This window comes from bacterium, assembly GCA_030247525.1.
Classification (GTDB): Bacteria; Electryoneota; JAOADG01; order JAOADG01; family JAOADG01; genus JAOTSC01.
The window spans coordinates 1-12,956 of the sequence record JAOTSC010000098.1 but is presented as its reverse complement, the minus strand read 5'-3'; the positions used below and the strand labels follow the sequence as shown (position 1 = coordinate 12,956).

16 protein-coding genes are annotated in these 12,956 nt (G+C 47.8%); 10 read left to right on the top strand and 6 right to left on the bottom strand.

The features are described from left to right. Positions 1-269 precede the first annotated feature (269 nt). The 9 genes from OEM52_09885 (at position 270) to OEM52_09845 (ending at position 8,314) form a co-directional block, all read left to right on the top strand. Entirely contained in the window at positions 270-740 is a 471-nt protein-coding gene (locus OEM52_09885) for a YbhB/YbcL family Raf kinase inhibitor-like protein (protein ID MDK9700441.1), read from the top strand. A 39-nt stretch (positions 741-779) separates the two neighbouring features. Beyond that, positions 780-1,118, top strand: coding sequence for a histidine triad nucleotide-binding protein (locus OEM52_09880; protein ID MDK9700440.1), 339 nt, complete (start codon positions 780-782; stop codon positions 1,116-1,118). A gap of 111 nt (positions 1,119-1,229) precedes the next feature. Continuing rightward, entirely contained in the window at positions 1,230-1,424 is a 195-nt protein-coding gene (gene rpsU, locus OEM52_09875; GenBank protein ID MDK9700439.1) for a 30S ribosomal protein S21, read from the top strand. Positions 1,425-1,563: 139 nt separating this feature from the next. Next, on the top strand, positions 1,564-2,019 hold the full coding sequence (locus tag OEM52_09870) for a GatB/YqeY domain-containing protein (GenBank protein ID MDK9700438.1): 456 nt from the start codon (positions 1,564-1,566) through the stop codon (positions 2,017-2,019). A 98-nt stretch (positions 2,020-2,117) separates the two neighbouring features. Next, on the top strand, positions 2,118-2,498 hold the full coding sequence (crcB, locus tag OEM52_09865; protein ID MDK9700437.1) for a fluoride efflux transporter CrcB: 381 nt from the start codon (positions 2,118-2,120) through the stop codon (positions 2,496-2,498). Positions 2,499-2,501: 3 nt separating this feature from the next. Beyond that, positions 2,502-2,852, top strand: a complete 351-nt coding sequence (locus tag OEM52_09860) for a DUF190 domain-containing protein (protein ID MDK9700436.1) — start codon at positions 2,502-2,504, stop codon at positions 2,850-2,852. Next, the gene (locus OEM52_09855) at positions 2,849-3,610 is read left to right on the top strand and encodes a CvpA family protein (GenBank protein MDK9700435.1); all 762 of its coding nucleotides are present in this window, start codon (positions 2,849-2,851) and stop codon (positions 3,608-3,610) included. The genes OEM52_09860 and OEM52_09855 overlap by 4 nt, the downstream gene beginning before the upstream one ends. Next, complete coding sequence (locus tag OEM52_09850) at positions 3,607-6,015, top strand: endonuclease MutS2 (GenBank protein MDK9700434.1); 2,409 nt, start codon at positions 3,607-3,609, stop codon at positions 6,013-6,015. The genes OEM52_09855 and OEM52_09850 overlap by 4 nt, the downstream gene beginning before the upstream one ends. A 202-nt stretch (positions 6,016-6,217) precedes the next feature. Beyond that, positions 6,218-8,314 carry a hypothetical protein gene (locus tag OEM52_09845; protein MDK9700433.1) on the top strand — a complete coding sequence of 699 codons (2,097 nt, stop codon included), beginning with the start codon at positions 6,218-6,220 and terminating at the stop codon, positions 8,312-8,314. 73 nt (positions 8,315-8,387) lie between these two features. Here the strand turns inward: OEM52_09845 and OEM52_09840 are convergent, their stop codons facing one another. From OEM52_09840 to OEM52_09815, 6 genes are all read right to left on the bottom strand, one after another. Continuing rightward, positions 8,388-8,993 carry a hypothetical protein gene (locus OEM52_09840; GenBank protein ID MDK9700432.1) on the bottom strand — a complete coding sequence of 202 codons (606 nt, stop codon included), beginning with the start codon at positions 8,991-8,993 and terminating at the stop codon, positions 8,388-8,390. 10 nt (positions 8,994-9,003) lie between these two features. Beyond that, a complete protein-coding gene (locus OEM52_09835) occupies positions 9,004-9,543 on the bottom strand; it encodes a hypothetical protein (protein ID MDK9700431.1) in 540 nt (179 codons plus the stop codon). Between the two features lie 10 nt (positions 9,544-9,553). Continuing rightward, entirely contained in the window at positions 9,554-9,745 is a 192-nt protein-coding gene (locus OEM52_09830; protein ID MDK9700430.1) for a hypothetical protein, read from the bottom strand. Between the two features lie 44 nt (positions 9,746-9,789). After that, positions 9,790-10,071, bottom strand: coding sequence for a hypothetical protein (locus tag OEM52_09825; GenBank protein MDK9700429.1), 282 nt, complete (start codon positions 10,069-10,071; stop codon positions 9,790-9,792). Continuing rightward, positions 10,068-11,243 carry an aminotransferase class V-fold PLP-dependent enzyme gene (locus tag OEM52_09820; protein ID MDK9700428.1) on the bottom strand — a complete coding sequence of 392 codons (1,176 nt, stop codon included), beginning with the start codon at positions 11,241-11,243 and terminating at the stop codon, positions 10,068-10,070. Before OEM52_09820 ends, OEM52_09825 begins: the two co-directional genes overlap by 4 nt. Before the next feature lie 78 nt (positions 11,244-11,321). Next, positions 11,322-12,536 carry an acyl-CoA dehydrogenase family protein gene (locus OEM52_09815; protein MDK9700427.1) on the bottom strand — a complete coding sequence of 405 codons (1,215 nt, stop codon included), beginning with the start codon at positions 12,534-12,536 and terminating at the stop codon, positions 11,322-11,324. A gap of 223 nt (positions 12,537-12,759) precedes the next feature. Between OEM52_09815 and OEM52_09810 the strand changes: the two genes are divergently transcribed. Beyond that, positions 12,760-12,956, top strand: a 197-nt coding sequence (locus OEM52_09810) for a hypothetical protein (protein MDK9700426.1), incomplete at its 3' end; no start/stop codon positions are given.

The window sequence follows — 12,956 nt, the reverse complement described above, 5'->3', positions numbered from 1 at the left end:
GTCACTAGCAGGATGTCTAATACAAATCTCTTGTTTACAACAAAATTCACCACACTTCTCCGGATAAGTTTCTCAAAGTACGTTTCGTGCGTAATTATAGCAAGGGGGGAATGATTTCAATGGGTAAGAAAAGTAAGTTTGACGTATTTTGGAGTTGGATGATTCATTCGAATCACTGGACGAAACTGGTGATTGGTCTGGGAATCGCTATATTGATTGGTTCATTAGTCGTAGAGGCGAATTCTGCTGAGGTCTCAGGAGCAAATGAGATGAAGATCACATCCAGTGCGTTTGCGCACAACGGGGAAATGCCTTCTAAGTTTACCTGCGAAGGAGAGAATGTATCTCCACCGCTAACTTGGAGTGGCATTCCAGAATCGGCAAAAAGCTTAGTACTAATTGTCGACGATCCCGATGCTCCCGATCCCGCAAAACCGCTACGGACGTGGGTACACTGGTTGTTATACAATATCCCGGCAACCGCGACCGGACTGATAGAAAATGCTTCACTCCCGGAACTACCCACCGGAACACTAACAGGGACTAATGACCGGGGCTCGCAGGCGTATCACGGACCATGCCCTCCTATCGGTCGTCACCGTTATTTCTTCAAGCTGTATGCCTTGGATATCGTACTACCCGATCTCAAACAACCGAATAAAGCCGATTTGGTAAGGGCGATGGATGGACATGTCGTTGCCAACTGCGAACTCATTGGAACATACCAAAAACAAAAGTAAGGTTCGATTCGATATCGACCCTTTGCAACGGAACTGCTTATGGATAACTGCATTTTCTGTAAAATCGTTCGTGGCGATATCCCGGCGAAAATTGTCTATCGTGACGAAACAGTTGTCGCGTTTCATGACATAAGCCCGGCAGCCCCAATCCACGTGTTATTCATCCCTGTAGAACATATTGTGAAACTCTCCGAGTTGTCGATAGACCATGCAAACCTGATTGGTGAGATTCATGTTAGGATTGCGAAAGTTGCTGCCGAACTTGGTCTGCAAGACTATCGAGTCGTAAGCAATTGCGGGGAAAGTGTCGGACAGAGCGTCTTTCACATTCATTTTCACTTGCTTGGCGGTAGGAAAATGGGTTGGCCGCCCGGTTGAGTGTGGGGTTGCATCGCTTAGTGTTTTCCAATACATTAGCTTTGCTACAGCAAAGAGTAATTTTCTTCGGGTGTAGAACCCGTGTAACGGCAAGGAAAGGAGGTGACGCAAATGCCCAACGTTAAAGTTCGCGATGGCGAACCATTTGAACGTGCATATCGTCGCTTTACCAAATCCTGCGAAAAGAGTGGGTTGATGGCGGAAGTTCGTAAGCATGAGCGATACGAAAAACCGTCCGAAGCGAAAAAGCGGAAGTCGGCTATCGCCCGCCGCAAGATGCGTAAAATGATTGCGCAACAAGGCTAATAAGCGAATTGCCCCCTCCGCCAAGAGGGGGTTTTTCTTTTGAAGCAAAAACAGTAACCTAGTCGTGTAAGGGAGACCCTTTGGGTCGCCCGTCAGTAAACAAAACTACACAAACTTGTTAATGATTTACGAGGGAAAAATGTCTGAAACCTTAGAACAACGATTAACCCGGGAATCGCAAGAGGCATTGAAAAATCACGATGCCCGCCGTCGCGAAATCCTCTCGACGATTTTGTCCGCGGTGAAGAAAGCCCGGATCGATGCCGCCGGTAAGACTTTTGGTCCGGCGGAAGAACTCGGCGTTTTGGAAAAAGCGAAGAAGCAGCGCGAAGAATCAGTTGGATTGTATCGACAGGCAGGACGCGAAGATGCCGCCGCCAAAGAGCTGGAAGAGATTGAAGTTATCAAGAACTATCTTCCGGAACCCCTGACCGAAGAAGCGGTAAAACAGATCATCGCCGATGCAGTCGCCAAGACCGGCGCTGTGACGATTAAGGATATGGGGAAGGTGATGGGGTTAGTGCAAGCGCAAACCAAAGGGCGATTCGATGCCGCCCAAGTTGCCAATCTGGTGAAAGCGGCGTTAGGTGCGTAAGTAACATCTAAACGATGTGCAGTTTCCTGTGTTGCACTAATAATCTGTAACTGTTCTCCCGGTTTTCTTCTGACGTTCCTCAAGCGTTATCTTTTGCCATGGAAATACTCTGGGTTGCTTTAGCCGGCGTCGCCGGGACGTTAAGCCGGTACGGGATGACGGGAGTCGCGTACCGGATTCTTGGCGACCGGTTTCCGTATGGCACGCTGCTGGTAAACGTTATCGGCAGTATTGTAATCGGATTTGTCATGCATGTTGGGATTAGTACGGCGCTGCTCCCGAAAACTGTCCGAGTTGCCGTTACTATCGGATTCCTTGGCGCTTTTACCACCTTCTCCTCGTTTAGCTATGAGACGATTCGTATTCTGGAAGAACGAATGTGGGGAATGGCTACGCTAAATATCGCATCGAATGTTGTACTTTCGTTGTTAGGTTGTTGGATAGGAATCGTTTTCGCAAAATTTCTGTTAGGACGGTGATAAATGAGAGCGTTAACCGGCGAACAAATACTCATGCGAATACTCATCGGCGAATCTGATCGCCATCACCATCAACCACTTTACCAAGCGATAGTCGAATTTCTCAAACAAGAAAAAATCGCTGGAGCAACTGTGTTTCGCGGCATCATGGGATTTGGGGCTAAAAGTCATTTGCATACCGATCACATTTTGCGGTTAAGCTCGGATTTACCGATTGTTATTGAAGTCGTTGATTCGCAGGAGAATTTGGATCGAGTGTTGCCGCAATTGGATGAGATGATAAGTGAAGGTCTCATCACTATGGAAAAAGTGCAGGTACTGCGTTACAAGCCGCGGGAGAATGCTTCCGAATGACCGGTTGGAGTTCAGCTGACAATGTGTTGCTGATCGCGATGCTATTGTTTGGCATTCGCGGGGCGGTGCGCGGCTTCCTTCGCTCGTTGTTCGGATTGCTTGCCGTAGTTATCGGATTCATTGTCGCGGCGCTCTTGTACCGTGATGTTGCTTACTGGTTCGCATGGATGCCGGCTTCGCTACCGGTACGCGGGATTATCGCCTTCCTTGTACTGTTTCTATCGACTGCGATTGCGATAAAATCAGTCGGCGTGATTTTACGAAAAGGCGCCGAAATCTCAATGATGGGCGGATTGGATCGTATAGTCGGTTTCTTTTTCGGGATCGTGCAGGGAATCGTATTTTTGGTAGTCGTGGTGACGATAGTGCTGCTCAGTCCCGGTTCTGACCGCTTCTATCAATGGATGAACCAAGGAAACTTTGCACCCATTTTAACTGCGAAAGCAGAAATGTTGGCAAATAAAACCCGCGATGTAACATCAGATATGCGGAGTGAAATGTTGAAGCGGCTACAAGCGTGGGGAGTATCGCCGATTCTGCTGGATCGTATTACAGCCGACCCGGCGTTAATCCGCGAACTTGCCAATTCCAGCGAGCAGCATAAACCCCCGGCAACGCTGCCACCACCGCATCCGAACTTATACACAAAACTGCAACCCGTGTTATCGAACGATTCGTTAACGGCGCGGGACAAAGCAAGAATGATTTGGGATTTACTACAAACGGAGCGGATGCCCGCCCCGGCAGGTACAAAATGATAGCGCTTGACTCGCTCGAATTTTCGCGGGTATTGGAAACCGTATCGAAGCATGCCGGCACTGAAATGGCGCGGGAACAATTGCTCACACCAGAACCTTATACCGATGAATTGCTGTTGCAACGCGAATTGGAATTGCTCGACCGGATGTGGTTTCTGCTCGAAGAAGGGGAACCGCCGTTTTACGAATTAGGCGATCCCCGCCATACCCTCCGGTTATTGCACTCATCCGACGCATCCGTTTCCCCAGATGAATTCATTCGATTACTTCATTCGCTGATGGGATTACGTTCGGTTCGCAAATGGTTCACTGACCGGGCAAAGCAAGCGGGTGAGATTGTCCGGTTAGCGGAACTGATTACCCCGCGTCCCGATATCGAAGAAGAAATCACCCGAATCATCGATCCCAATGGTCATGTCCGTGACGATGCTTCCCAAGAACTCAAACGAATCCGCAAGGAGTTAATCCGCCTCGATTCCCAATTGCGCGATACGCTGGAGCACACCTTGCGCGATTGGTCGGCAAAAAAAGTATTACAGGAAGAGCTGATTACCATTCGCAACGGTCATTATGTTTTGCCGGTATTGGCGACTTTTCGACACCGGGTTTCCGGAGTTGCACAGGATTCGAGTAATACAGGAAACACCGTTTTCATCGAACCGCTTGCGATTATCGAACTCAATAACAAATTACAAGCGTTACAAAATCGTGAATTGGAAGAAGTCGCCCGAATTCTCCGCGAATTGGCAAATCTGATTCAACCCCATGTTGTCGAGATCGAGGAGACGTTGGCAGCGGCAGTTCGGCTCGACAATCTGTCCGCTCGTACGATCTATGGCATGAATCGGAAGGGCTGTCTACCGCAGCTTTCAACGACACGCGAACTGCGATTGCGCAGTGCTCGGCACCCGCTATTACAAGAACGAGTAGGTTTCGATAGCGTTGTTCCGCTCGATCTCGATTTAATCGAATACAGCGGACGCGTATTACTGATCTCAGGGCCGAATGCCGGTGGTAAAACGGTCACACTAAAAACAACCGGGTTAATGGTAGCGATGGCGATGCATGCCATTCCAGTTACTGCCGGCGTTGCCGAGATTCCGTTTATCCGTGAAGTGTTTGCCGTTATCGGTGACGATCAATCGATCGAACAGGACCTCTCGACTTTTACGGCGCATTTAACTTCTCTGGAACGCACACTGCACACCCGTGCGCAAACGAAACTTGTATTAGTTGATGAGATTTGCAGTGGCACCGATCCCGCCGAAGGGAGCGCCCTCTCGAGGGCATTGTTGGAACGTTGGCGCGACGATGGTTGTTTCGTTGTTTGTACCACGCACCAATCCGCTCTAAAGCTGTTCGTACAGGAAGAACCGGGGATGGTGAATGGCGCGATGGCATTCGATGAAGATCGGTTATTGCCAACCTTTCGGTTCCGGATGGGAGTACCCGGTTCCAGTTATGCGCTAGAAATCGCAGCGAAGGTGAAAATTCCCTCAGCGATCCGCGAACGGGCAAAAGAAGTGTTGGGTGACCGCACCGTTCGGGTCGAGCATTTGCTGGAAGAATTAGCGAATTTGCGGGAACGAGCGGAAGCGGAAAAGCGCGAAACCGAAAAACTGCGGGCCGAACAAAGTCGTCAAACGCAAGCTGCCCAAGCCGACCGGGAAACAGCGAAAATGTTGTTGCTATCGGCGAAACAGAAAGCGTCGACGTTAGCCGATGATATTCTCAAAGACGCCAATCGCAGGATTGAAGCGGTTGTGCGGGAACTGCGCGAAGCACAGGCAAACAAGGAATCGATTAAACAGGCCCATGAGACACTCGATGCAATTCGTGCAGAGTTACGTTCCCGGGTTGAACCGAAACCAAAGAAGGCATTACCGGTTGTCGCAAAGTCGAAACTTGATTTCCCGAAACCGCAAACACCTTTTGAGTATGATGAGAAGTCGCTGGAGGAGTTTCCGGTGTTAAAGCCGGGCGACTTAGTACAAATCCGGGAAAGCGGAACTGAAGCGACGGTGGTAGCTGTTAGTGACGATTTCATACAAGTTGCAGCAGGTAGTGTTAAACTGCGGCTTTCGCCGGATAGTATCGTTCCGATAGTTGGCGGTAAGGTAGTTAACACAACACAGTTCCGGTCGCTAACCACTTCGTTAGGAGCGGCGAATCGGATTGACATCCGGGGAATGACCCGCGAGGAAGCAATTGACGCATTGGAAAAATTTCTTGCTGATGCTGCCGCAGAAGGTTGGGAACATCTTGAAATTATCCACGGGAAAGGAATGGGCGTTCTCAAGGAAGCAACTTCCGAAATCCTACGAGCAAGTCCTTTTGTGAAAACGTGGCGGGTTGGTCAGTATGGCGAAGGCTCCGGGGGGGCATCGCTTGTAACATTAAAGTAACTGCAAAAATATTGGTAAGTTCACGATTCGTTCACGAGAATGGCTAAATATGGGCAATATCGGTGAGCTTTCGTTCTCATTTGAATCTACCGGTTGGTCGTGTGATGACGGTGTGATTCAATTTACAGCACTCTGGGAAAATTGGTTGCTAATCGGAATAAGAAAGCGGTATTTTCCGACAGTTAGCTATTAGGAGAAAATTATGCGCAAGGCGATTACTTCGCTTTCGTTTAGCATAGCAATTCTGCTGTTCGCAGCGACTGCATTCGCACAAATGCCGATCACACCCGATCGGTCTTTGGAGATGAAGAATTCGGCGAATAACGGCGTCTTCTGGGTATCCCCGGATGGAAAGCCAGTGTTGTTTGTCGCCGGAACGGCAAAACACACGATAAGTACCGTCGATCCCAGTGGACAGATTCTTTCCACGTTTACCGGCGTGAGCTTAGCGGAGTTTGAAGCGGAATCATTGAAAATGGTGTCGCAGGAAACCCGCTGGTTGCAAGAAAAAGCCGGATTGCAACTCCGGATTTCGCAACTTCAAGCGGATCAACGACGTTTTCAAGTATCCTCCGACTCGGCAAAAGCAGCGTCGACATCGTTAACGAATGAAAAAGAATCGCTAAACCGTGAGATTGGCTCGTTAGCTTCCCAAGTCGACCGCCAGCGCAATGAAGCGGAATCTGCCCGTAAGAGCGTTTCGGAACACCAATCGAAGTTGAGTGCTTTGCAACAGAAGTTGGATGAATTGAAAACTGCTGAAGCAAACGCCCAACGCAAAATCGACGAAGCAAAAGCACGACTTGATAAAGCAACAGCTGATCGTGTCGCTGCTTCCAAGCAGTCAAACGATGAAATTGCATCAGCAAAAAATGCGACGACATCATTAAAGAAGGACTTGGATGGTGCTCAAAAAGGCGCCGCACAAGCTAAACAAAACGCTGATAAAGCAAAATCAGCCCTCAACGATGCAAAGTATCGTCTCGATTTAGAGAAGAAGAAGGGTGAGAACGCAAAGGCCGATAAACTTGCTTCTTTGGAATCGTCGGTCACTTCAGCCCAGTCGAATCTTGATGAAGCGAAGGGTACTGTCGAATCTGCCAACGCCCGCGCGAAGCAGTTGGAATCGGAAGTACGCACAGCCTCAGCGCGTGAGCAGGAATTGGCGAAACAACAAAGTACCCGTGACGCTGAGTACTCCAAGACAATCGCCGACGCACAGAAGTTTTCGCAGGATGCCAGTGGCGAGTTAGCTTCTGCCCGTTCCAACACGACAAAAGCGCAATCCGACGTCGCCCTGACCCAATCAATGTTAACGAGTGCGCAGTCGACGGCGACCAACATGGATGCGGCTTACTCTGCAACCCAGCGAACTTTGAGTGAAAAGCAAGTGCGCGCTGCTGCAATCGACAACCAAATTGCTGCCGCAAATTTCGCCGTGACAAGCTATCTGCAACAAAAGGATGCTGCTCTTCAGGAAGAAAAAGGGTTGCCAACGCAAATCGAACGGCTTGATGTCCAAATTCGAGAAGCTCGCGAAGCCCTTGCAAAGCTGCTAATCCTCGATCAGCCGCAGGGAATGACTGTCGCCAAAGTTGGCGGTAAAGAGTATTTGTTAGTAGCAGCTTCCGGCTCCCGTCGAGTTCATGTTCTTGCTTTACCGGAGTTAAAGAACGCTGGTTCGATTGGTTTGAATTTATTCCGCGAACCCATTTCCGTGACTGTACTAAATGACCGGATGTGGGTGCTAGATGCTGGAGAACAGAGTACTGCAAAGATTAAAGAGTTTGCTTTAGCCGCAACCGACGCTGGTATAACCGGTTCCTATGTAAAGAGCTTTGGCGGCGATAACGGACCGGCCGATTTGGCGAAAGCATCCCAGATCGTAGCTGATCCCGATGGTGCTAGATTATATATTCCGATTGCGGATTCGCGTGGTGGTTGGGTTTCAGTATACACGACCGATGGTACCTATCGCGAACAAATCGGATATGATCTCATCGATGGCGGAGCACACTCCGTTGCCGTTTGGGACTGCCAGGGACGCGGATACATTTTTATCACCGATGATGTGAATAGCTTGGTTCGAGTGTTCGCTCGCGATACCTATCGCCCGTTATCGATTCTGGTACCGACCAAATCGCATAGCCGAATTGTAAGCTTGGCGATGACGAAACAGCCAGTGGACAAACTTCATCCCGCCGGAATTCTTACAACAGTGAATGCCGAAAACAATGTCGAGTTTTACGATTGGATGACTGTTTCGCAGTGGGTGGGATTTAGTCTGGCTTGCCGGTAAATTTCTTAGTGTATTTCAACGCATTAAAAAAGGGCATCCATTCGGATGCCCTTTTTGCATTTAGGTTTATATCTTATGCGCGAGTAACAACAAACTCCCCGTAGTCGTCACCACACTCGATTCCTTTGGTTTGAACGCAGGTAAATGTCCGGAGACCGGTTTTTCCTGTTACGTCATAGGAACCGCCGTATGCCAAGTCCATGAATGCCGCACAGATACCGCGTAACATGTATGCACTCGGCTTGGAAGTTCTTCCATAGGTAACGATGTCGGCTTCATAGTAGTTATAAGCCCGCACCATCAGGTATTCATTTGGTTTCAAATCCACGATCTCACTATTTGCCCACCCTAATGCCGACAAAACCGCAAAAGCGCCGTGAAGAACATCCTCCGGTATATTCTCTATCATCGGTTCAACCGCGGCTCGCCATTCTTCCGATGTGATTATGCCATAGCCGGTATGGTACCCGCACTCGTGGGCTGCGTTTATCAGAAGGAACTCGGCAACTGGTTTAAACTCTTCGCTCACTTGGCGAGTAAGCCGTTCGGAGAAACCGGTCCAAAACGATCCCGGTAATTGGTTGATTAGTACGCCAAAAGCAGGAATCATCCCCTCGGCATTTGGCATAGGTTCGATTTTCGACAAGAGGTCGATCACCTTTTTACGATCGATTGCCATGTGAGACTCCTTACTTAGCGCAAATGGTTAATTTTGTAGTCGACGCGCCCATCACGATACTTGCCGTTTCGTTTGCAAAGTAAGAACGCGTGGGACGGGAGAACAGAGCTGAAAAAGCGGCGGCAAGAAATCCGCACGAGATAAAATTAATCGGTTTATTGAAGAGCCCCCATTTCTTCTTCCAACCCTCTTCGACGTGGGAATGCAATAACTCAGCTTCGCCCGAATCTATGCCGGCGCAGAGTATTTTTAGCTCGCCTAAACCAAGAAACGCGTAGTACTGTTCGATTACAGAAACTCGATCACGGAACGTTACTATTCCATTGGTCTCAAAGTACTCTTTCAGGATTGGAGCGAATGTATCTTCAGCGACTTCCTTCATTAATTCTTTCGCATCGAAAAATGAGCAGTCGTCCGCTAACTGGGTGTACAACGATGTGAAATGATGGCAATGAAACACAGTACACACATTATTGAAATAATGGCGGCGCGTTGTTTCATCGAAATGGTGTCGAACCTTGAAGTTCGTTCGTTTAACTGTTACTGACATTGAATCCTCCTTAGTATTCCGGCGATTCTTTGCCGGTGATGTCTTTTAAAACGCTTCGTACCTTCGTGACCATTTCCGGCGTATCGGGAATGATAGCTGCCTTATCCGAAACAACTCCGGATTTCATGGCTAATCGTACTTGGAACATTACTCCGCCCTCTGCAAACGCATAGTCGAAGTATTTTTTTAGTTTTACACCCATGGTGATTCCTCTTCGCGTTACTTGGAGAACTACCGATCTTCTTCTTAGCTACAAAAAAAGTGAAGCACACTTTCTTCGAGTACTTGTCGATTCTGACTTGGCAATAGAACCCGGATAGAGTACTCGCCTTCCACCCCTTTCATTTGCAAGCCGTCCAATGATACAACCCGGAAAAACGGCCGGGGAAACTCGCTGAAATACTCCAACTTACCGAAGCGTGATAATGTCATTATGAACGTTTTTGCAATCGGTTCGTCGAAGTAGTAAAGGAATATTCCACTCCCATCGAAGCAATCTTCTAACAGCTCTTTTCGTTGAAGTCTCATTTTGCAAGTGCATCTACTGCATCTAATGCGAATGCAATTTCTTCGGAAGTATTATAACTGGAAATGCTAAATCTTACTGTTCCAAATGGTGAACTGTTTATGTAATTATGGATCAAAGGAGCACAGTGAAGTCCGGTTCGGCATACGATAGAGTAACTCTGCTGCAGAATCATCCCGACTTCATCAGGTTCCCAACCGTTCACAAGAAATGAGATCACTCCCGTTTCATTGTCAGATTGTGAGTGAGATAGGACCGAAACGTGCTTCATCTCTGTAAGACCATTCCGCAGCAATTTTGCATTTGCTTTTATCCTGGCGTGTCGCTCCACTATTTCAATAGTGGAAGTTTGTACTGCAGCATGCAAACCAGCGATAGCGGGAAGATTAGGTGTTCCACATTCTAAACGAGTCGGGTAGTCGGGCGGTTGTTGAAGAAGATTACTGCGAATACCGGTACCACCGGTTAGGATCGGTTGGATTTCGGTGTTCTCTCCCACAAGCAATCCACCAATGCCCGGTGGTCCATGAAAACACTTATGCCCAGCAAACACCGTAAGATCGGCAGACAATTCCGACGGAGTTACATCAACTAAACCTGCCGTTTGAGCGGCATCAAGCAGAGTTGTCGCCCCGCTTAGCTTTGCGAGTAAGAACCATTTTTGAACGTTAAAAATGCGTCCAGTAACATTAGAAGCATGGGTTAGCGCAACAAGTTTTGGACCGAGAGCGATCGCTCTTTCAAACTCTGTTTCACACAGGTTTCCCTCTGAATTTAGCGGGATAACTTTGAGTACGATTCCGATTTGCTCTTGAAGCCGGAAAAGCGGACGTAGAAGCGAGTTGTGCTCAGCCGCCGACACAACAACAACATCGTTTTTACCCAGATTACATCCCAGGACAGCGATGTTTAAAGCATAGGTCGCACTGGGAAGTAAAATCACACGATTCGTAGGATTGAAACGAAAGTGGTGTGCAATCGCGTCCCGACAGCTTTGAAGAACATCGGTTGTCTGATCTGATGAACGGTTGGAATGACAGTGAGGAGAAATCAGAAAGTGTTCCATAGCATCCAGTACGCCTGGAGCTAACGGCCATCCGGAAGCAGCGTTGTTTAAGTAAATTGACATCTTCGGAAGTGTTCGATTGGACAAAGCAAAATAGCGAAGAATCATCTACTTAACAACGCTGCATTGACAAAGCAATAATCTAATGTTATAAATTTTGCATTGTATGATAAATTCCTTTCAACATTACATATTTCCATAACCGCGTAAAAAGTTACGTGCGATTACTAACCGTTGGATCTGATTAGTACCTTCATATATCTGTGTGATTTTCGCATCACGGTAATACTTTTCAATCGGATTCTCCCGCCAAATCCCTGCAACGCCCCACATCGTCATACACTCACTTGTCACTTCCATTGCAGTTTCGGTAGCGAAGAGTTTACACATTGCACTCACTTGTGAAACGTTTTTGACACCTTTATCGATTGCTGTAGCAGCGGTGTATACAAGTTGCCGTGCGGCTTCGATTTTTGTTGCTAACTCGGCGAGTTTGAATTGCACGGCTTGTTCACTTGCCATCGGAACCGTTTCGAAATCTTCTGGTAACGGGAAATCATCGGCCTGGAGAAAATGCTTTGGATGATCCATCGTATGATGTAAGAGATACTCTGCTGTCACATCCAAGGCGCCTTGTGCCAATCCTAAGGCTTGGGCGGCAACACCTGGGCGGGCACGGTCAAGTGTCATCATTGCATTAGCAAATCCAATTCCTTCTTTTGCGCCAAGTAGTCTTTCCGCTGGTACCCGGCATTGATCGAGATACAATTCCCGCACTGCTGCTGTCCGAATCCCCATTTTATCTTCGGTATAACCTATCTCAAAGTTCGGATGACCTTTTTCGAGAATGAAGGCACTGACTCCGCGATGGCCGCGAGTTGGATCTGTCGTAGCGTAAATAGTGTAGATGGTTGCTGCACCACCGTTCGTGTTCCACTTTTTTTCACCAGAGATGACATATTCATTGCCGTCGCGAATCGCTTTGGTGATCATTGAGCCTGCGTCAGAGCCAGAGATTTTTTCTGACAATCCGAAACTGATTAGCTTTTCACCACGTGCAATCGGTGGTAACCAAGTTTTTTTCTGTTCTTCGGTTCCCCCTAATAGAATCGGGAAACTGCCTAAGGCATTCACTGCAAAAGCAACTCCAACGCCACCGCAAAACCGCGACAGTTCTTCGACCACGATACAGAGATCGAGCACACCCATTCCCAGTCCGCCGTACTCCTCAGGGATCCAGACTCCCATGAGCTTTTCTTCCTGCAGAGCAGTGATGATTTCCCACGGATACGTCTGGTCGCGATCCCACTGTGCTGCGTTGGGTTGAATTACCGTTTTTCCAAGATGACGTACTTTTTCGATTAACTCTAATTGGCGTGGCGCCATTAGTTCCGTGACCATGATTTCTCCTAATGTTGTCGATTGATAAGGGAAAGCGGAAAATAGGGTGTAGTATTGCGTTCGTCAAGCAGTTTTGAGAAATATTTAACAATACTAAAGTAATATTTCACATGTTCAAGCGTAACCACTTGATATCAAAAGAATTTTTAATTAACTTCGGATGGAAACAGTAAATAAGATAAAGTTTACACCGGCGAGCTATTAGCATAATTGTGAGGACGTTTTGTCGAATGAGAATGTAGTTGCCGCAGTATTGGTATGTGCTTGGGGAATATTTCTTTTTTTCACATTTCATCACTGGCTGGAAAGTGTTAGAACAACTCTGGAACCGGGGTTGCGACAACTTCGCTTGAACAACTTGCGTATCCGTTGGTTTCTTGGTCTATTTCTCGGTCCAATTTTCTTTGTTTTGACCTATTT